14 protein-coding genes are annotated in these 20070 nt (G+C 70.7%); all 14 read right to left on the reverse strand.

The window, feature by feature from the left end:
- Positions 1-6: 6 nt before the first annotated feature.
- Entirely contained in the window at positions 7-783 is a 777-nt protein-coding gene (locus AB0G15_RS14830; RefSeq protein ID WP_362839187.1) for a hypothetical protein, read from the reverse strand.
- The gene (locus tag AB0G15_RS14835) at positions 783-1976 is read right to left on the reverse strand and encodes an AAA family ATPase (RefSeq protein ID WP_362839189.1); all 1194 of its coding nucleotides are present in this window, start codon (positions 1974-1976) and stop codon (positions 783-785) included. Before AB0G15_RS14835 ends, AB0G15_RS14830 begins: the two co-directional genes overlap by 1 nt.
- On the reverse strand, positions 1973-4135 hold the full coding sequence (locus tag AB0G15_RS14840) for an ATP-binding protein (RefSeq protein ID WP_362839191.1): 2163 nt from the start codon (positions 4133-4135) through the stop codon (positions 1973-1975). The genes AB0G15_RS14835 and AB0G15_RS14840 overlap by 4 nt, the downstream gene beginning before the upstream one ends.
- Positions 4132-5073, reverse strand: coding sequence for a hypothetical protein (locus AB0G15_RS14845; protein ID WP_362839194.1), 942 nt, complete (start codon positions 5071-5073; stop codon positions 4132-4134). The genes AB0G15_RS14840 and AB0G15_RS14845 overlap by 4 nt, the downstream gene beginning before the upstream one ends.
- Entirely contained in the window at positions 5070-6083 is a 1014-nt protein-coding gene (locus AB0G15_RS14850; RefSeq protein WP_362839197.1) for a JAB N-terminal domain-containing protein, read from the reverse strand. Before AB0G15_RS14850 ends, AB0G15_RS14845 begins: the two co-directional genes overlap by 4 nt.
- Positions 6080-7570, reverse strand: a complete 1491-nt coding sequence (locus AB0G15_RS14855) for an effector-associated domain EAD1-containing protein (protein WP_362839199.1) — start codon at positions 7568-7570, stop codon at positions 6080-6082. Before AB0G15_RS14855 ends, AB0G15_RS14850 begins: the two co-directional genes overlap by 4 nt.
- The gene (locus AB0G15_RS14860) at positions 7567-8823 is read right to left on the reverse strand and encodes a ThiF family adenylyltransferase (RefSeq protein ID WP_362839201.1); all 1257 of its coding nucleotides are present in this window, start codon (positions 8821-8823) and stop codon (positions 7567-7569) included. The genes AB0G15_RS14855 and AB0G15_RS14860 overlap by 4 nt, the downstream gene beginning before the upstream one ends.
- A gap of 2 nt (positions 8824-8825) precedes the next feature.
- Entirely contained in the window at positions 8826-9530 is a 705-nt protein-coding gene (locus AB0G15_RS14865) for a hypothetical protein (RefSeq protein ID WP_362839204.1), read from the reverse strand.
- Positions 9521-9712, reverse strand: a complete 192-nt coding sequence (locus AB0G15_RS14870) for a radical SAM-modified peptide, FtsH ternary system-associated (RefSeq protein ID WP_362839207.1) — start codon at positions 9710-9712, stop codon at positions 9521-9523. Before AB0G15_RS14870 ends, AB0G15_RS14865 begins: the two co-directional genes overlap by 10 nt.
- A 62-nt stretch (positions 9713-9774) precedes the next feature.
- The gene (amrS, locus tag AB0G15_RS14875; protein ID WP_362839210.1) at positions 9775-10842 is read right to left on the reverse strand and encodes an AmmeMemoRadiSam system radical SAM enzyme; all 1068 of its coding nucleotides are present in this window, start codon (positions 10840-10842) and stop codon (positions 9775-9777) included.
- A gap of 8 nt (positions 10843-10850) precedes the next feature.
- Positions 10851-14045 (reverse strand): WD40 repeat domain-containing protein, encoded by a 3195-nt coding sequence (locus AB0G15_RS14880; RefSeq protein ID WP_362839213.1) that lies wholly within the window; start codon positions 14043-14045, stop codon positions 10851-10853.
- 158 nt (positions 14046-14203) lie between these two features.
- A complete protein-coding gene (locus AB0G15_RS14885) occupies positions 14204-15079 on the reverse strand; it encodes an effector-associated domain EAD1-containing protein (protein WP_362839216.1) in 876 nt (291 codons plus the stop codon).
- 59 nt (positions 15080-15138) lie between these two features.
- A complete protein-coding gene (locus tag AB0G15_RS14890) occupies positions 15139-15699 on the reverse strand; it encodes a hypothetical protein (RefSeq protein ID WP_362839219.1) in 561 nt (186 codons plus the stop codon).
- 1179 nt (positions 15700-16878) lie between these two features.
- Positions 16879-19878, reverse strand: a complete 3000-nt coding sequence (locus AB0G15_RS14895; protein WP_362839222.1) for a discoidin domain-containing protein — start codon at positions 19876-19878, stop codon at positions 16879-16881.
- Positions 19879-20070: the final 192 nt, after the last annotated feature.

Genomic DNA, 20070 nt, shown 5'->3' on the forward strand with positions numbered 1-20070 from the left:
GAAGGATCAGATCTGCAGGTCGAACTCGATCTCCAGCACGCCGTTCTCGGCGCGGTGGTGGATGTTGTCGGCCCGCCTGGCCCTGGCGAAGGCGAGGACCGCGTCGCGGTACGCCTCGGCCAGGGCGTGGTGGAACCGCGTCCGCCCCTCGACGCCGACCGCCGTCAGCCGCTCGGCGGCCCGCTCGCGGAGCTCCTCCTCCCTGGCCGCCGACGCGCTCACGAACGCCTCGTCCGCCCGCCGCGCCGCCCGCGACTCCACCTCGTCGCCCGCGCTCGCCTCGGCGGCCCGCCTGGCCTCGGCACGGCGCGCCTCGGCCGCCTCCGCCAGGGACCGCTCCAGGTTCTGTTCCGCGGCGCGCCGGGCGTCCTGCTCGGTGACGCCGCCCCAGTTGTCGTCGTAGTAGGTGCCGACCCCCTCGGCCTCGACCGTGTCGGTCACCCGGGTCTCCACCACGCTGGACGCCTCACCGACGCCGGTGACCTCGCCCGACACCCGGGCGACGATCTCCAGCTCGCGGGTGCCGGGGTCGAAGGCGATCAGCCCTCCGTCGAGCTCGTGCCGGAACACGCCGTCGTCGCCCCGCGTCCAGCCCTCGGTCCTGGCGAGGACGGCGGTGAGGGCGGTCAGGGTCGGGCCGCCCACCGTGGACGCCAGCGGTTCCCTGACCCGCGCCTCCCCGACGGTCCGGCCGCTCCGGGTGACCTGGCGGCGCACCTCCTGTCCCCATGCCTCGGCGAGTTCGCGCGTCGCCCGGACGCGCACCCGGCGTGGATTGCACATCAGCCCAGTCCTTCCCTGCCGAATCGTTCTCCCAGGAGGGTGAGTGTCGTGCGGTGCTCCCGCTTCACCCGCTCCAGCGCGGCCTCCTCGTCGGGATGGTCACGCCGCAACTCGGTGATCAGCCGCTGGATCCGGCGGGTCAGCTCGCGCAGCTCGTGCTCGGTGCCGACCTGTCCGCGCCGCGTCACGATCTCGTCCAGGTCGACCTGGACGATCTCGTACACCTCGCGGACGCGGCCGCCGGGCTCGTCGACCGGCACGCCGTGGTCGGAGACGATGCGGCGCAGCGACTCCTCGTCCTCGGGGGCCGTCCAGAGATGGATCAGGTACGCCAGATCCGAGAGTTCCGCCCTCGACCGGCCCGCCAGCAGCGCGGACGCCGCGAAGATCTTCTGTGCCTTCACCGCCCGCCGGTCGGAGAAGGCGATCCCCTCCCCGCGCAGCACCCGCATGATCTCCATGTACCGGTCGAGTACGGCCGTGAGGTCGATCTCCCCGACCGCCCGCTGGAGACTTCTCAGGTCGGACGCGGAGATCGGGGCGTACAGGCGGTTCCCGTGCGGATCCGCCGCCACGCCGTCGGCCTGGATCCTCTGACGTTCCGCCTTCCACCCGAGCGCCAGGACCTCCTCCACCTGCTCGTCGTCCACGTAGTCCAGGTTGCAGCGCAGCAGGAACCGGTCGCTGAAGGCGGCCAGCACGGGATCGTCGGGGATCTCGTTGGACGAGCCGACCAGGGTGATCAGGGGTGTCGTCCCGCTGGTCCGCCCGTCGTGGAAGGTCCGCTCGTTGATCAGTGTCAGCAGGGTGTTGAGGATCGCGGAACTGCCCTGGAAGACCTCGTCGAGGAAGGCGATGCGGGCGGTGGGCAGCATCCCCTCGGTGTTGATCTCGTAGACGCCGTCCTGCTGGAAGCGTTTGACGTTGATCGGCCCGAAGATCTCCGCGGGTTCGGTGAACCGGGTCAGGAGGTACGTGAAGGGCTTGGTTTCGAGCATTCCGCAGAAGTCGTTGAGCAGCCTGGTCTTGGCGGTCCCCGGAGGGCCGATCACCAGGACGTGCTCGTTGCACAGCGCCGCGATCCCCAGGAGGTCGATGACCCGGTCCCGGCCCACGAAGCGTTCCTTGACCTCGTTGAGCCGCTGCGCGTAGGTGCGGGCCAGCATGCGTGCCGGGCGGGTCGTGTCGCTCACGATGTGGTGCCGTTCCCTTCGCCGTCGTGCGAGGCGGGCGTTCCCGCATGGTGTGCCCGGTCTGTCGTGTTCGTTGTGCCGGGTGCGTTCGCCGGGCCTGTCGCGTCCGCGTCGTCCGCCGGGCCCACCTGGGTCTCCCACAGGATCTGGGGGCGTCTTCTCTCCCCGGACGCCGGTCTCGCGCGCCCGTTCTGGTCCTGCTTGTCGATGTCGCGTTGCTGCTGGTCCCAGCGCAGCCTCCCGACGAGCTCCCCGAGGTGCCGGGCGTCGGGCTCGCGCCCCTGGCCGACCAGCTGCTCGGCACGGGCGTTCCTGAAGATCGAGCGGATCTCGTCGCCGTTCATGCCCTCGGTCGCGCGGGCGATCGTCAGCAGCAGGCGCTCGCTGACGTCCACCCCGAAGTGCTCGGCGTGCACCTTCGCGATGGCGAGGCGGGCGGGCTCGTTCGGCAGGTCGATCTTGATCGGTTTGAACCGGCTCGGCCGTAGCAGCGCGTCGTCGATGATGTCGATCCGGTTCGTCGTGCCGATGATGAGCACGGGCACCTCCGGCCGGAAGCCGTCGAGCTCGGTGAGGAGCTGGGCGACGATCGCGTTGCCCGCCCGGCTGCCGCCGTCGTCGCGGCCGGTGCGCCTGCCCGCGATGGAGTCGAACTCGTCGAAGACGAGCACCGCGGGAGCGTTGCGGCGCGCCTCGGTGAACAGGTCCCTGAGCTTGCGCTCGCTCTCGCCGACGTACATGTCGGTGATCTCCGGCCCCGAGACCACCAGGATCGTGGCGTCCAGCCGGCTGGCGATCGCCTTGGCGAAGAGGGTCTTACCGGTGCCCGGAGGGCCGTGGAAGATGAAACCGCGCGGTATCAGGTCGTGCCGCAGATGTTCCGGCACTTTGTGCTCGGCGGCCGCGGCACCGCTGATGATCTTCAGTGCCTGCTTCAGCTCCTCCTTGACGTCGCCGTAGCCGCCGATGGAGTCCAGGGACACGTTCGGCACGTCGAAGGCGCTGGAGGTGCGCGCCTTGAAAGTGCGCAACTCCTGCAGGAGTCCCGCGAAGGTGGGGGCCTCGCGCGGCCCGGCCAGGTCGGGCCGGAGGCTGGTGAAGGTGGGGCCGCTGCCCGGCACCTCCACCGACTCGCTCGCCATCCGGTGCTGGTGGTGGGCGAAGAGCATGCCGTGCCGCAGCCGTACGGCGTTCATGCCCGCGATGTGCTTGTACAGGACGGCCGGGTCGAACCCGGTGAAGAGTTCGGCCTCCTCGCGGGTGACCAGGGCCCGTCCGATGGGGACCGCCCTGCCGTCCGCCCCCCGTACCTCGCGCGGGAGAATGTCCATCGCCAGCCGTACGGCGAACCTGTTGGCGAGCACCTCGGGGATGACGAGCGAGGGGTCGGTGAAGGCCAGGATCACCCGCTCGCTGTGCTCGTACAGCAGGTCCGTGAGCTCCCTGGCCTCGCCGCTGAGCGAGGCGTCGCTGCCGCCCGCCAGCAGGTCGAGCTGGGGGATCACCACCAGATCCCCGGGCACGCTCTCCACGACGGCCTTCTCCAGCCCGGCCATGAGCTCGGATCGGCGCCCGCCTCCCATCAGCGGGTTCGACTCGGGCCTGTCGTGGCCCGACGGCACCCGGATCCGCCGGAAGGGCCTGCCCGACATGGCGGCGATCTGTTGCGCGAGGTGTTCCACCAGGAGTTTCTCGCAGCGGACCAGCACCGACAGGCCGCTCTCCAGGTAGGAGGCCGCCGTGCTCATCTCCCTGGCGTGGGCGATGAGCACGGCCTGGCGCTCGCTCAGCAGCTCGGGGTGGGCGTCGGTGACCGGCGGCACCCGATCGTCCTCTTCCGGGTCCGTACGGGGATCGGTCTCGGGTGGGGGCACGGTTTCGTCGCCCTCGCCGGGGATGCCCGCGGAGAAGGCGGCCAGGCTCGTTCCCGGTGGCAGGAACAGCGGGGTGCCGGGCTCCGCCCGGACCACCTCGATCAGCAGGCTGCGCACGAGCAGCCCGAGGAGGGCGGGTTCCAGAGGCTGGAGGGAGAGGGCCGGCAGGTCGTGCAGCAGCGCTCCGAGGGTGAGGTCGGGTTCGTCCGTCTCGGCGAGGATGTAGCGGTCGCTGAACGCGTCGGGGTCGGCCGGCGCGAGAGTGATCGTGCGTTTCCTCGTCATCGGGCGCCCACCTTGTCGAGGTTGTGGAATCGGACGAGCTCGAGTGCCCGCTCGTGTCCCTGGAGGAGGGGGCGCACGCGTGCGAGCTCCGTGCCGGAGCGGACCGCGGAGAACAGCGGGGCCCAGAACTCGACGGTGGCGATGGCGAGCGGATCCGGCGGTCCGAGCCTGTTGAGCGCGCGCCGGGCCCAGCTCAGCCGCCGGTCCCATTCGGCTCCGTGCCGCGACCGCGCCAGGCAGTGGATGTCCAGGACCGCGTCGGGGTGGTCGGCGCGGAGCCTGCGCATGAGCTCGACACGCCAGCCCAGCACGGTGTGCTCCGGGGACCAGGGCGCCAGGCCCGAGGCGAGCGTCGCCGCGCCGCGCGGCCGGGCGAGCAGCTGGACCGCCGTCGCGACCTCCTCACCGGTGGCCCGCGCGGCCAGCTTCCTCAGCGGCGGCCGGTGGAGCACGGCGCTCAGCGGTGAGACGCGCAGCAGGATCTCGTCGAGCGGTTCGGGCTCGTCGCCGTCGCCGGACACGGTCGTGGACATGGTGGTCGTGGTGCCGGAAGGCGAGGGCGGGGGGAGCCGGTCCCGGAGCACGGCCGCGACCAGCCCGTGCCGGGCGACGAGGTCGTACCAGCGCGGTCCGACGGTCCGGTGCCCGGCCGGGCGGGCGAGTTCGGCGAGCCGTCGCGCGGGCTCCGGCTGTCTTCGGCCCCCCACGGCCGCGGCCAGAAAGACCGTGCCCAGCCCTATCGTGGTCGCGTCGCCCGGTGCCGGAACCCCGATCCCGAGCGTGGCCGCCGTCCGCCGGGCCAGCTCGCCCGCCAGCACGCGGGTCTCCCGTCCGGGACGGCCCAGTCGCGCCGTCTCCCAGAGGGGGCCGCTGGGCAGGATTCCCTCCCGCGTCACGGCCCACTTCAGCACCCGCTGGGCGGTGATCTCGGCGTTCATCCGCTCGCCGTTAGATAAGGAGCTTTTGCCATGATTTTTCCGTTATTTCGGTAAAAGCGGAGCGTTCGGCCATTATCGGAAATATTGACCAGAGCGGCCACCTGCCACGGCTGGCGGAAGATCGACCGATGGAGATCGACGTCGACGGAGGAGAGCCCCAGCGAATCCGTCGCCGGGAAGAGATGCGTGTGATACCAGCCCAGCAGTTTCTCGCCGCGCCCCCGGGTGACGATCTGCTCGTTGATCCGCAGGAAACTCTCCCCGGTGAAGGTGAAGTTCAGCATCGACGCTCCGGTGCGTTCAGCTTGAATGACCGCATTCACTTGGACGAGGTACCCCCCCTCCCGGTTTACGTCGCGAAAAACATTTCCCGCGAGGAAACCCCCCTCCTCCACCTCTGAGGAGAACGGCAACGTCTCGGCGAACGCGATACGGATCTCCTCGGTCATCACGACGCGTATCGGGGACTCCGGATCGGCCGCGTCCCCGTCCTCGGGCACGGCCACTCCCAGCTCCGCCAGCCCGGCCCAGGGCGGTTCGGGCTCGGCCATCTCCTCCAGCCGGAACAGCCGCGCCCGCCGGGGACGTGCCGCGACACCGATCTCGTTGGCCACCCGCGGGGCGGGACGCACCAGCGGGATCCGGTCGAGAGCCTGCCCCCGGACGCCGAACCCCCAGTGGGTCGTCTCGGGATCGCGCGCCGCCAGCATGTTCCGCAACGGTTGAGCGATGATCTCCCGTACGGGATGGGGATGCCGGTACAGGAGCTGCCCGTCCCTGCGGATCTGGACCTGGACGTAGCCGTGGCTGGACCGCAGGTTCACCACCGACGGCGTGCCGGACAGGACGGCCTTGTCGCTCACTCCCAGGAAGAGGAGCCTGAACGTGACCCGTCCCTCTGTGACCTCCCCGATCACCGGCCTGAAGAACTCGTGAAGCAGCGGCAGGAGCGGGATCTCGCCGTCGGGAAGATAGTCGTCGCTCTTGAAGATCTGGATCGTGAGACTCATGCGTCCGGACTGATCACGTTGCGGTAGTGACCCGGCGCCCGGGGTGCCGAGAAGGCCACCGCCCCGCCGATCTTCCGGATGCGTTCCTGGCCCGCCGACGAAACCGCCCACAACGCCGCCTCTTCGTCGTAGTAGTCCCCGCGGACTCTCGGTCCGCCGGCATCGAGATCATCGGAGAGCACGAACACGCTGTAGTTGCGGAAACCGGCGATGTCACGCAGCGTCGCGCACAGCTCGCCGAAGTCCAGCGACGGGCTGTACGACTCGGCGAGCGTTCCCAGGCACACCAGCCCCTGCATGTGCGGTCTTCCCCGCAGGGCCTCGCACTCGTAGGTCGGGAAGACGTTCGGATGGAAGATCGGCGACTCCCAGAAGACCTGGGGAGCGGTCAGCGGGAACTGGGTGCCGAGAAGGATCGACACGACGTGGTGGCCGATGTCCAGGGGCTCGGTCTCCCGAGACACCGGCGGACCGAAACTCCGCCCCTCGAACCTGATCTCGTACTCGGTGGGGAGTTCGGTGGAGTTGGACCGGACGACGAAACCGGGCCGCGCCCTGGCGTACGCCCGGATCTGGTTGCGCGCCCGGGACAGCGCGTCCTGCCGGTCGAGCGGGTTGATCGCGGCGGCCGTCGCCTGGAAGCCCACGCGGAGCAGGTCGTCCTCCCCGACGCCCTCCTCGTGCAGCGTGTTGTCCGGGTTCGTCCGCTCGCCCTGCCCGGCGGGCCCGACCTTGTCGACGACCGTCGGCCGGTCGCCGGACGGCAGGCCCCCGTTCTCCCGGTACTGCTCGACGATCTCCTCGGCGAGGTTGCCGACCGTCTGCTGCGCCGGGGCGTCGATGACGCTGAACCGCCTCCCGTCAGGGCCCTCCACGTAGATGCGGTGGAGGAGATAGTCGGGGGCACCCGGCGGGACGACCGTCCAGCCCAGGTCGGGGCGGTTCTCCAGGGCCAGCCGGACCTCGCCGGGATCCGTCTCGCCGAGCCGGTAGGAGACGGCGGTCGGCGTCGACCAGACCTCCCGGGGCTCCAGTCCCTCCGCGGTCAGCCACCGGGCCGTCGCCCGCCGCTCGCTCTCCGAGTCGGCCCGGACGATGACGTGGCACGTGGGAGGATCCTCGAGAGTCTCAATCCCCGCCCCCGTGCCGGCGCCGGTGCCACCGGTGGTGAGCCCGCAGGCGGCCGCCACGCGAGTGAAGCCGTCGTTGTGGCCGTACCTGCGCAACGACGCGGTGAGCAGGAGGCGATACGGCATCGACATGATCCCGCGGTTGAACTCCCTGAAGACGTCGTTCCAGAAGTCGAACGGTCTGTCGAAGCCGGGGACGGAGGCCATCGGGAACCCGATCGCCTCCAATACGTGGTTCGCCTCCCTCGAATTGCCGAAGGTCGAGGCCAGGGCTTCCAGGAAGATGTCCCGGTTGTCCGGGGTGAGATGGATGTCCTGCGCCCGCGGTCCCTCCCCGTCACCCGATCCTCGCCTCATCTGAGCCGATGACATGTGAACCCACCTCCCGGCATGCCGACGATCAGGATTTCTTCCGGAGCGACGCCGAGCTCCGACAGGCCGGCCCGCGGGTCGGCGTCGCGCAGATGCTCGCTCGATCTCCCTCTGACGGGTGCCCCGCAACGCCCGCACGTGGCGGGGGCGCCGTCCGCGACGGCGCCGGTCGTCCTGCCCGGCGTCCCGGCCGGTGCCGGATGCGCGACGCCGGCGGGCGCCGTGCCCGTGGCGTCGGCGGCCGTCGCTTCGGTGGCGCCGGTGGGCGTCGCACGGGGCGTTTCCCAGCTCTCCTCACGGCATCGGGGGCAACGGCCGGGCAGCGGGAACGCCTGCCAGGTCACCGGGTCCGCGCCCGGGGGAAGCGTGTCCAGGAACCGGGCGACGGTGGCCCGGTTGTCGAGGGACGACCGCTCCACGGGACCGCTCAGCGGCCGGTGCAGCGGGCACCCGGGGTCGCGCCTGATCGCGACCGGCGCGGTGCGCCCGCCGATCGCGTCGATGCTCAGGATCCGGTACGGGGGAGGCTCGCCGAACAGCAGGCGGAGCGCGGCGAGCGTCAGCCACGAGGCGACCAGCGCGGTGGTGGCGATCGTGGCGGTCTCGGGCCCGGCACCGGCCGGCTCGGAGCAGCTCCACGGCAGGTCGCTCGCACCGCGCTGGTGTGCCGTCAGGGTGCACGCGTAGCAGGCCTCCTCCGGCGAGACGCGCACCCGCACCTCGCCTCCCCACGGGTGGGTGCCACCGTCCAGCAGGGGGGCGCCGACCAGCGCGCACCGGCCCAGCAGCCGCATACGGGCCTCGATCGTGTCGACGCAGCCGACCACCACGTCCGCGTCGGCGAGCTCGCCGAGGCCGATCCCGGCGACGAGGTCGGTGGCGCGCGTCTCGACCTCCAGCCCGGGCACCAGGCGGCGGAGCGCCCCGGCCGCGGCGGTCACCTTCGGACTGCCGACGTCGCCGGGGCCCAGAAGCACCGTGCGGCTCAGGTTGGTGGCCGACACGGTGTCGGGGTCGCACAGGATGAGCCGTCCCACCCCGGCGAGCGCCAGGTTCTTGGCCGTCTCGTTGCCGAGCGCCCCCACGCCCACGATGACGGCGGTCGCCGCCGTGAGACGCTCCTGGTCCCAGCCGGGGATCGTCCGCTGCCTGGCGAACCGGTCGGCCGTCTCCGGCCCTGTCTTCTCCGGCCCTGTCTTCTCCGGTCCGGTCACCTCGGGCATGGTCACCTCGGGCATGGTCACCGGTCCCCCGCGCGGACGATCCGGGTCTGCGTCACCGGGCACACGCTGAGTCCTCCGGACGGTTGCCACCGCTCCCAGCAGGGCAGCCCGATGGCCGGGTCACGATGGACCGCCGCCTCGCACCTCGGGGCGTCCGGGCTGCAAGGGCACACGACGACGTACTCGCCCGCCCGGAAGGTGTGACCGCAGAAGCCGCAGCCCCGCGGCTTCCCCGCCGCACCCCTCCGGGGGATCCTCCAGTCTCCGGCCGCCAGCCGCGAGATCGGCACCGCGGGAGGCCAGGCGCTCAGCAGCCCGACCGAGAACTCCGCGACCTCGTTGTCCGGGTCCTTCGGATCCTCCCGGACGGCTCCGGGGTCGTCCGGGAGGCCGGTTCCGCACTCCAGCGCCCGTTCGGCGTGCCGGACCGTCCCGGTCTCCTCGTCCACCAGCACCCGGTCACCGCGCCGGAACGTGTGGCCGCAGGTCGTGCAGGACAGGTGATTCCACCATGAGGAGGGGTTCGTCGTGGCCGCGCCGCGGTCCGCGGCGGCGAAGGCGGGCTGGGGGTCGAGGCCCAGCCGGAGGCCGTGAAGGAACTCGCCCTCCTCGCCGGGATCGCGAGCGTGGAGAACACCGCTCTCCCCGTCCGGAGCGTGGGAACGCGCGGAGCCGGTCTCCGCACCGGAACCCGCGGAAGCGCCCGTTTCGTCTATCCGCACAGCATCTGCTCCATCGTGCCGCCGCCGAGTGCGGCCAGGAGTGCCTCCACCGCCTCCGGGCGCATGCCGTCTCCGAGCAATTCGACACCCGACTCGGTCACCGTGATTCGCAGCCTTACCAGACCGCCGTCCGGATACCGGCCGTATTCCGAGGCGTCGATGAGATCCGGCAGGGACTCCACGAATTCGTATGTGGTCTCTCCGCCGCCTTTGTCGTCGCGAGGGCTTTCTGAATGTCGGACCGTCACGGATCCCCCCATCGGCCGGGAACCTGCTTCTCGCATCGCGGACAGCGACCGCCCGTGATGTGATTTTCCATTGTTTCCCATATTCCGCGTTCCACGAGCATCGTTTCGCAAACCGGGCACCGGGTGTGGCGGCCTTCCGCGCCCAGAGCCCTCTCCACGTAGACGAAATCCAATCCCGACTCATGTCCGATTTCCCGGGCCGCGTTCAATTCGGATGGCACGGTCGGTGAATGGCGGCGCATCCGAAAATCCGGTGTGAAGCGCAGGAGATGCCAGGGGATTTCCCGCCCCAGCCCGCGCAACCAGCCGGAGATCCGGCGCAGGGCCGCCGGTTCCGCCGAGGTGCCCGGAATCAGCGGCGTGCTCACCTCGACCCACACGCCCGCCGCGAGGAACCGTTCGACGGCGTCCAGCACCGGCTTCAGCGGAGCGCCCGTGAGGCGTCTGTGCTCGGCCTCGCCCGCCGCCTTCACGTCGATGTTCACCGCCGTGAGGGCCGGTGCCACCAGATCGATCGCCCGGGACGTGAGGAACCCGTTGCTCTTCCACACGAGGGGCACCCCCGTGCCGTCCGCGTGCTCGGCCAGCGCCAGTGTCAGCTCCGGGGCCAGCCCCGGCTCGGCGTAGGACAGGCCCACCGCCGCCCCCGCCGCGACGGCCTGCTCCACCAGCTCGCCAGGACGCGCCGGATCGCCGATCCACGGCGCCGTGTCCACCCGGCCGTACTGCGACAGGCGATGGTTGACGCAGTAGTCGCATCGGAACGTGCAGCCGGGGCCGGCGACGGTCAGCACCCGGATTCCGGGCCGTACGTGATAGAGCGGCTTACGCTCGATGGCGTCCAGGTGGGCGGTCGCGGCGGTGAAGGTGGCCGTCTCCAGGACCCCGGCCCGGTTGCGCCGCACCTGGCACACCCCCACCTGGCCGTCGGCGAGCACGCACCGGAACGGGCACAGCTCGCATCTGATTCGCCCGCCGTCGTACGGCTCTCCCAGCACGGCCTCCCGCCAGACCGGCCCGCCGCGCGTCGCGTCCGTCGTGTTGCGCGTGTCCGCCGTGTCCATCGCGTCCGTCACGGCAGCAGGAGGGCGTGGACGGCGGCGCGCAGCTGTTCGCGCGTGGGGTCCGGCGGAAGATGCCGGTGGCGCGGGTGGCGGGGGGAGCGCGGCGCGGTCTCCGGCGGGTGGTGGGTGGTCACCAGTCGTGTCCGTTCGGTGATGGGATAGGCGTCCTGCGCGGTGTGGTGATGGGTCAGCAGCACGACCGGCCAGGGGATCTCGCGGGCGGTCTCCATCGCCCGGCGGAGCGCGGGCAGCGGAGGCTCCAGCGTCCGGGTGGACCAGAGCCTCGCGAGATCCGCCGGACCGGCCAGCGGCGCCGCGACACCCGGATCGGTCAGCGAGATCAGCGTCGGCCGCCGGTCGTGCTCCCACAGCTCGGTGGTCATGAGGTGCGCGACCATCCGGAGCACCTGCTCGGGCTGCCCGTGGGTGGGCGGGGTCGTGTCCAGCAGCAGAACGACGGGTTCCGGCGTCGGCGGGACCGGGGCGAGGTGCCTGCGGTAGAGCAGCTGGTTCTCCAGGTGGCGCAGCGCCATCAGGTCGGGAGGCAGAGCCAGCTGGGTGCCCAGCAGCGCGGTGAGCGGCCCGTGGCGGGTGATGTCCGCCGTGCCGGGGCTGTAGCGGGAGGTTCCCGCGCCGCTCCGCCTCGCCCCCGCCTTTTCACGCGCGGCGGGAGCCGCCAGGAACCGGAGCTGCCGCTGGTTCAGCGCCGGCAGCTGCGGGATCCGGTGGGCGAGCCGCAGCGGCAGCAGGGGGTCGGTCGCGCACGCGGCGGGCCCGAGAATCGTCAGCAGGGTGATCGTACGGGTGGTGATCTCCTCCGCGGCGCTCGTCAGCTCGGCCACATCCGTTCCCGTCTGTCCCCACCGGCTTCCCGGCCTGCCCAGGGAGGCCGCGAGCGCGGCCCGCAGTGCGGACGGCTCCGCCTCGGCGGGCGGGACGTAGCGGTCCTGCGGGGTGAGGCCGCCGACCAGCAGCGCCGCGAAGGCGAGCCTGGCCCTGCGGGGCCATCCCAGGTCACGCAGCCGCCGGATGCCGGGCCGCTCGGCCAGTGTCCCGAGACGCCCGTCGTTCAGCGCCGGCTCTCCCGTCCATCGGGGGCCGGTGAGCGTGACGAGGTCGTCGATCAGCCCGATCGGTGGCCACACCCCGGCACCGCCGAAGGTGAGGAGGGCTTCGGCGGGGATCCCCGGCCTGCTGCGAGGACGTGCTTGCCGAGTCGGCGAGGCGTGGCCGACCGGGGGATCGAGCCGCAGTTCCCAGATGCGCGCGGGGCTGTGGATCGGGTCGTGGCCACGCGCCGCGGCGAGAAGCAGCCGTCCGTCGGGGAGCGGCGCCCAGTCGATCCCCTCGGGGTAGGCGTCGTGAAGCGAGAACTGGTACAGCTCGGTGCCGGTGTGTCCGTCCCAGATGCGTGCGGTGCCGTCGTCGCTTGCGGTGGCGAGCAAGGGTCGTCCGTCGGGGAGGGGAGCCCAGGCGGCGGACCAGACGTTGTCGGTGTGTGCGGTGAGGGTGTGCAGGAGGGTGCCGGTGTGTCCGTCCCAGACGCGCGCGGTGTGGTCGTCGCCGGCGGTGGCGAGCAAGGGTCGTCCGTCGGGCGGTGTGACCCAGGACACGGAGTTGACCCAACCGGTGTGTGCGGTGAGGGTGTGCAGGAGGGTGCCGGTGTTTCCGTCCCAGATGCGCGCGGTGTTGTCGATGCTCGCGGTGGCGAGCAGGAGACGTCCGTCGGGAAGGCCGATCCAGGCGACGGACCAGACGTCCTCGGTATGTGCGGTGAGGGTGTGCAGGAGGGTTGCGGTGTGTCCGTCCCAGATGCGCGCGGTGTTGTCGTAGCTTCCGGTGGCGAGCAGGAGACGTCCGTCGGGAAGGCCGATCCAGGCGACGGAGCAGACCGGACGGGTGTGTGCGGTGAGAGTGTGCAGGAGGGTGCCGGTGTGTCCGTCCCAGATGCGCGCGGTGCCGTTGTTGCTCGCGGTGGCGAGGAGGGCGTGTCCGTCGGGAAGGCCGATCCAGGCGACGGACCAGACCGAGCCGGTGTGTGCGGTGAGGGCGTGCAGGGGTGTGCCGGTGTGTCCGTCCCAGATGCGCACAGTGGTGCCGTCGCTGCTCGCGGTGGCGAGGAGGAACCGTCCGTCGTCAAGTGCCACGCACGCGACCCTGTCGGTTTTCTCCGCTCCCAGTTCGGCTGACGAGTTGGTCGGAGTTATCTCTTCGACGTTCTCCAGGACGGTTCGCGGTCTGGCGGCCGAGTCGGAACGGTGATCGAGGGCCGGAGCCGGGGAGAACGGGCGTGGGGGTGGGTCGAGCTGGATGTCCCACATGTGGACCTCGCTCGACACGCTGCTCGCCACGAGCAGTCCCCCGTCGGGGAGGGGGATCCAGTCGATGGAGTGGACCGCGTCGGTGTGTGCGGTGAGGATGTGCAGGGGTGTGCCGGTGTGTCCGTCCCAGATGCGTGCGGTGCCGTCGTAGCTGGTGGTGGCGAGGAGGGCGTGTCCGTCGGGGAGGGTGGCCCAGGCGGTGGAGTAGACCGGGCCGGTGTGTCCGGTGAGGGTGTGCAGGAGGGTGCTGGTGTGTCCGTCCCAGATGCGCACGGTGCCGTTGTAGCTCGCGGTGGCGAGGAGGGCGTGTCCGTCGGGGAGGGTGGCCCAGGCGACCGATCTGACCGGACTGCGGCGGGTGTGCAGGAGGATGCCGGTGTGTCCGTCCCAGATGCGCACGGTGCCGTCGATGCTCGCGGTGGCGAGGAGGGCGTGTCCGTCGGGGAGGGTGGCCCAGGCAGCGGAGTTGACCGGGCGGGTGTGTGCGGTGAGGGTGTGCAGGAGGGTCGCGGTGTGTCCGTCCCAGATGCGTGCGGTGCCGTCGATGCTCGCGGTGGCGAGGAGGGCGTGTCCGTCGGGGAGGGTGGCCCAGGCGACCGAGTGGACCGCGTCGGTGTGTGCGGTGAGGGTGTGCAGGAGGGTCGCGGTGTGTCCGTCCCAGATGCGTGCGGTGCCGTCGAAGCTCGCGGTGGCGAGGAGGGCGTGTCCGTCGGGGAGGGTGGCCCAGGCGACCGAGTTGACCGGGCCGGTGTGTGCGGTGAGGGTGTGCAGGAGGGTCGCGGTGTGTCCGTCCCAGATGCGCACGATGCCGTCGAAGCTCGCGGTGGCGAGGAAAAGACGCCCGTCGGGCAGCGTGACTCCGGCCAGGGACTGTATTCGCATCCCGCCGGTGGACCATACCCTGACCTCGGTCGCGGCGCTGACGGTCACCGGTCCGATTGCTTCCTGAGGCCCGCTGCCGGCTGGGTGCGCGGTGCGCGTCCTGATGGTCGCCGCGTGGGCCTCGGCCCAGGCCGCGACCGCCGGATCGAAGCCCGCGTTCATCCCGGCCCCCGCTCCGGCAGGACGACGAGGCCGGTCAGCACGCCGGTGCAGGAGTGGTCGGTGTTCACGGCGTCCCTCGCGGCGTTCCGCGCGGCCCGGCCGAGGTCGGGGATCCGGTGCAGATCCTCGTAGAGGTGCCGGGCGAAGGCGATCGCGCACGCGTCGTCAAGCTCGCCGCGATGGGCGATCACCTGATCGGCGACCTCGGTGAAGCGGGACGCGATCTCCACGCTGTGGCACGAGCCGAGGACCAGGCCCCGCAGGTGGCCTCCCTCGGCCTCCCGGTGATGGCGGAGCGTCTCGACGACGTCGCCGGCGGGCACCGGGTGCTCCCCGCCGTGCACGTCCTCGAAGATCAGGTTCTTGCCGTCGCCGTGACAGCTCAGGTGCAGGATGTCCGGCTGGAACTCTCTCAGGCGTTTGAGGTCGGTGGCCTGGGCGGCCGGGCAGATCAGGACGTCCAGGTGCCCCAGCCTGGCGGCCTCCTGTATCGCCCGTGCCTCCCGGTCGGCGCGGACTCTCGGATGATCTCGCGGGCTGGCACCCACCGCCATGACGCGCGTCACCGTAACGGTCTCCGAGGGGCGGCGGGCCGTCTCGGGGGCCGCATCGCGCAGCGCGGCCCGGAAGACCGGGTTGCTGGGATAGCGTTCCGCCGCCACCGCCATGAGGCGGCGGCGGCCGTCCGGCATGGCTCCGCGTGCGATCTCCTGCCCCACCGCCCACCAGAAGTCGCCGCCGTTGACGTCTCTCATCGAGGGGATCAGGGTGGGCGGGAATCCCGCCCTGCTGAGCAGCCACCGGGCTTCGGAACCGGGCGAGAACGCGCCGGCGAGTTCGGTGATCTCCTCTGAGGTGAATTCGTCCCTCACCCGGTCACTTCTTTCTCGGCGTGGTGGTCTCGTCTCCGGTCGGCGCGGGCGCGCCGTGATCACAGAACGGCCGCGAGTCGCAGGGGATCGGGAAGCGTTCTCCCGTACCGGCGGAGCAGGTTTCCCTCGGTGGAGGCGCTTATCGTGACGCTGATACCGGTCGCGCTTTCCCGAGCTCCTCGTACGACCAAAATGAGGCGATATGAGCCATTTATGGCCATGGTCTTGGTGCTGGTGAATGCCCACTCCGGGTTGGCGCGCAACTCGTTTCGTGCCTGGAGAAAGACGTCGGTGCGCTGCTTGGAGGTGGTCCGCCCGATCTCGCCCAGGCTCACGTCGGCGCCCAGAAGGCTCAGCTGAGGCCCGAGCGTGAACCTGCGCTCCACCTGGGCCACGTCGGTCACCTGCTTTGGTGTCATCGACCACGCCACCGGCTCGACGGAGGTGGATGTCGAGGACAGCGCCAGTTTGACGTCGGCGGTGGACAGGCGTGGTGTCCTGGGCTCGGCCGCGAAGCTGATCGAGAGGTGCACCACGTGGTAGGTGACGTGCTCGTACTCCTGCTCCACGAACGCGCGCAGGCCCGGATCGTCGGCCACGTAGTCGGGGGTGACCCGCACCGCGAGAGGGCCGCCGAGGCTGATCCGGCCGGAAAGGGGCGGAAGGTGCTCCCCGAGGGGCGGCGAGTGTCGATCGCCGGGTGCGGACGGGAAATCCTCGGATCGCGCTACGTCCAGGGATCTGAGGCTCAGGTCCTGTTCTTGGAGGGCGGGGAGAGGAATCTCGATCATTTGCGTCCTCGTGCTGCGGGAACGGGGGAAGAGCCCGGCGCGGGGCGTGACGGTATGCCTGTGGTCGACTGTAATGGGTCGATGCGCGGTGAAGCCCACATTCTTTCCAGGGATCTGACGCGAGATTTTCCCATTCCCCTGACGAGTCTTTTATGACCAAAAGCGCGGTTTGGGGTTAATGTGGCCACTGTCTTGATCGATGAAAGGAGAGGCCCTGGTCAAAGGGCGGACCACAAAGATCGACTTATGTGCCGGAGGTTTCGGGTTGTTGTCCTACGGAGCCGCACTGCTGTTGTCGATTATATCTTTATGCTGATATGTCATGCTTTATCCGGCAACAGGAAACGCTCTCTGCGGCGCGTCTGGAGGTGTCGGGGACGACCGGCGCACGGCGGCGACGCCGGGTTCCGTCAGGTGACGAACCCCCGCGTCAGGCCCACGGAAACACCCGGACTCCTCGCCACTTTCAACGTATAGCGGGCAGGGGGGCTTGCGGTAAGACCCTGGTGACGGTCCAGAATTCGGGGCCGTGAACCGGACGGGCACATGGCGGACGGGGATGGACGCGTGTGCGGGCTCACGTCGATCATGCCCGGCCGATCGTGGCCGCGGCTCTCGCGAGGAAGTGGCAGAAGAACATCAACGCCCGTTACTGCTTCTCGACGAGGACGGCGGCGATCCTGGTGGACGAGGATTACTACCTGCCAGGGGCAAGAACATCGTCCACTGGCTCGACCGCGGTTTCAGGAGCGGCGACCCCGGCTCCTGCAGGACCTGGGCGGTGCCCTCCTCGCGCGTTGCCTGACGGTCGGGACCAAAGCCTCGCGGGACTTCCGACGCGGGACTTCCGAAGGGCTTCCGGGAGGAGGCCGGTGACACGCCGCCCGGGTCGGTGACCCGGGCGGCGCGTCCTCGGAACGGGCTGTCGCTCGCGCGTGCGGCTCCGTCGCGGGCCGGACGCGGTGAGAGCGGCACCGTCGATCGGGTTCATACGGGCAGCCAGAGGAACTAGCCGTAGACGCCGAACTCCCAGAGCGAGTAGCCGTACGCCGTGCCGCGCTGGGTGAGGTTCACCCGGACGTACCTGGCCGACGCGTTGAGATCGACGGAGTCGAACCCGCCGTCGCCGGTCGTGGTCGAGTGGACGCTGGTCCAGGTCGAGCCGTTGGCGGAGGCCTGGATCTGGTACGCCCTGCCGTAGGCGCCCTCCCAGCCGAGCTGGACGTGCCTGATCGCGGTGGTCGCGCCGAGGTCGACCTGGATCCACTGCGGGTCGGCCCACTCGCTGGCCCACCGGGAGGTGAAGCTGCCGTCGGTGGCCCGGTTCGCGGTGAACGGACCGCCGTCGCCGGTCGCCTGGTAGGAGGAGGCGGTGGTCGGCTTGCCGAGCGCCACGTTGGTCCCGGCGACCGCCGGCGGGACGACGCGGAACGACCGCTGCTCGATGCCCGCGTTGCCGTGCCCGTCGAAGGCGTACACGTACACCTTCCACACGCCCATCTGCTCCGGCGCGGTCACCGTGAACCTGCCGGGGCCGGTCTGGACGAACCTGACGTTGTCGAAGCCGCGGTTGCCGTTGATGTGCTTGTTGCCGAACATCAGGTTGTAGCGGATCAGGTCGCTGTTCGGGTCGGTCGCGGCGACCTCGACGGTGAAGGTCTTCCCGGCCTGGACGGCGGTCCGCGAGCCGACCGTCATCGAGGTGATCTCCGGGGGAGTGTTCGCCGAGGGCCGCCCGGTGTAGGCCGCCTTGAGCGCGTGGTAGCCGTGCCTGCGCCAGCCGCCGGTGGTGGTGTTGAGCCACACCCCGCCGAAGTCGTTCTCCAGGCCGTAGTGGAACTCGGTCGCGCCGAGCGCGACGCCGGGGTGGCCCTTGATCGCGTTCCAGCCGGCGGTGTACTGGTCCCGCTTCTGCAGGTCGGTCGGCTCGTCGGGGACGCCGTTGACGTCGTCGGGCACCTCCCACTCGCCGTCGGGCCCGGCCTCGGTGACGATGTACGGCTTGGTGTACCCGCCGCTGATCCAGTCCGGCTTGACGGTGTGGATGGCGCCGTAGGAGTTGACCGCGAGCAGGTCGAGGGCGGGGGAGTGGGCCTTGTAGTAGGTCCAGGCGTGGGTGTAGGCGTCGGTGGAGGTGACCGGGTGGCCGGGGTCGGCGGCGTGGAGCGCCTGCGCCACCTCGTTGACGAACTTCGCGTACGCCACCCGCCGCTGCTCGACCACGTCGGCCGGCAGGCCGTGGTCCTGCATGGTGAGGATGACCTCGTTGCCGACGTCCCACATGAGCACGCCCTGGCGGCCCTTGAGGGCGTTCACCCTGGCGACGATCTCGTTCTTCACGCTGTTCTTGTACGCGGTGTCGTTGACGTAGTCGGCGCCCTGGTTGAGCCAGTGCCCGACGATGACCTTGATGCCCTGCTGGGCGGCCCTGTCGAGCAGCGCCGGGGTGTGGGTGTCGTCGACGCCCCAGGTGCGGATCGTGTTGACGCCCATGGCCGCCAGGTCGCGCATGTAGCCGTCGGCCGCGGCCTGCGGCGGGCCGTAGGTCAGGCCCTTGACCACGTACGGGGCGCCGTTCACCTGGAGCTGCCAGTTGCCCTGCGAGCCGGTCACCCTGACGGTGCTCGGCCCGGCGGGGGTCGCCGGGTCGGTCATCGCGGCGGGGACGGTGCCGGCCTGCCTGGCGACCGAGATCCGGTCCACGCTGAGCACGCCGCCGGAGGTGGTGGCGGCGGTCGGCGTCGTGGTTCCCGCGAGCGCGTTGGGCAGGGAGCCGCCGATGGCGAGGTCGAGGCGGAGGTAGAAGCCGTGGTGCAGGGCCGCCCGCCACGCGGTGACGCCGACCTGGCTCTGGCGCACCACCCAGGTCTGCCTGCCGTCGAGATAGAAGCGGATCTCCTCGTCCGTCTTGGTGCGGTCGATGACCTGCGCGTACTCGTGGTAGCCGGTCCGGCAGCCGTCACAGGTGGCGAAACCGCTGGTGCGGCCGTTGTACTCGTTGCACACACCCTCGGGCGCGGTGCCGCAGTGCAGGGTGTTGGCCAGCTGGTCGCGGCCGTTGACGCCGGTCATGATGTCGGTCTCGCCGACGGACGGCCAGTTGTTGTAGTCGCCCCGGTAGGCGGCGCCGGTCGCGCGGAAGCCGGGCCAGTAGCCCAGGGCGTTCGCGACGTCGGGCTGCTTGAGCCGGGCGCTGAACCTGAGCATCTCGCCCGGCTGCGGCGCGAAGTCGGTGCGCTGGGTCTCGATCCGGCCCGAGGTCCAGTTGCCCGCGCCGTCCCTGATCGCCTTGATGTTCAGGTTGCCGGTGCCGTCGAGGGAGACGTTGGCCGTCGAGGCGCTCATGGTCTCGACCTCGCCGGTGCCCCAGTTCGCGGCGCCGCCGGGGTAGGAGGTGCCGGTGCGCAGGATCCAGTCGGCGGCCGAGGGGGAGGTGCCGGCCGAGCCGTTGAAGTCGTCCTTCCACACCTCGGTCCAGGTGCCGGGCTCCTCGGGTTCCTGGGAGCCGCCCGTGCTGCCGTAGACCTGGAACTCCCACAGCGAGTAGCCGTAGCCGGTGCCCCGGGCGGTGCCGTACATCCGCACGTACCGGCCGGAGCCGGTCACGTCCAGGGTCTGGGTGCCGCCGGCGCCAGTGGTGGTGGAGTGGACGTCGGTCCAGGAGGAGCCGTCGGCCGAGGTCTGGATCTTGAAGGCTTTGCCGTACGCGGCCTCCCAGGTCAGCACCACCCGGCTGATCGTGGCCGTCTCTCCGAGGTCGACCTGGAGCCACTGCGGGTCGCTGAACGCGCTGGCCCAGCGAGTGCCCGTCAGGTTCCCGTCGACGGCCAGCGACGCGACGTAACCGGCGCCCTCGGACGACGAGGCCGTCGCCCTCCTGCCCTGCGACAGCAGGCCGTCGGCCGCCGCCGCGGGGCCGGGGAACGCCAGGCCGGACAGGACCAGTGCCGCCAGGGCGGCGATGAGCAGGCCCAACCGGAAGCGGCCCGAACTACGAGCTGGATACACGATCTCTCCTCGAAAGGGGGATGCCTGCCAAGGGACGACAGGAGGGGAGAGCGCTCTCCGTAATCGAGGGTGCTCCCGGAGATCGAGCGGTGTCAAGGCCCTTCTTCTCGCGAGATCGAAACGCGCTGATCACGCACCCGAAACCTCGTCTCGATGGACATACCCCTTCAAAGTCCACTTTTCCGCACGTCC

Origin of the sequence: Streptosporangium sp. NPDC023825 (assembly GCF_040639575.1) — a bacterium.
Lineage (GTDB): Bacteria > Actinomycetota > Actinomycetes > Streptosporangiales > Streptosporangiaceae > Streptosporangium.

Coding starts and splice junctions, on each gene's coding strand:
- AB0G15_RS14830 (WP_362839187.1), bottom strand. CDS start 783: ATGTGCAATCCACGCCGGGTGCGCGTCCGGGCGACGCGCGAACTCGCC.
- AB0G15_RS14840 (WP_362839191.1), bottom strand. CDS start 4,135: ATGACGAGGAAACGCACGATCACTCTCGCGCCGGCCGACCCCGACGCG.
- AB0G15_RS14845 (WP_362839194.1), bottom strand. CDS start 5,073: ATGAACGCCGAGATCACCGCCCAGCGGGTGCTGAAGTGGGCCGTGACG.
- AB0G15_RS14850 (WP_362839197.1), bottom strand. CDS start 6,083: ATGAGTCTCACGATCCAGATCTTCAAGAGCGACGACTATCTTCCCGAC.
- AB0G15_RS14855 (WP_362839199.1), bottom strand. CDS start 7,570: ATGAGGCGAGGATCGGGTGACGGGGAGGGACCGCGGGCGCAGGACATC.
- AB0G15_RS14860 (WP_362839201.1), bottom strand. CDS start 8,823: ATGCCCGAGGTGACCATGCCCGAGGTGACCGGACCGGAGAAGACAGGG.
- amrS (WP_362839210.1), bottom strand. CDS start 10,842: ATGGACACGGCGGACACGCGCAACACGACGGACGCGACGCGCGGCGGG.
- AB0G15_RS14880 (WP_362839213.1), bottom strand. CDS start 14,045: ATGCGAATACAGTCCCTGGCCGGAGTCACGCTGCCCGACGGGCGTCTT.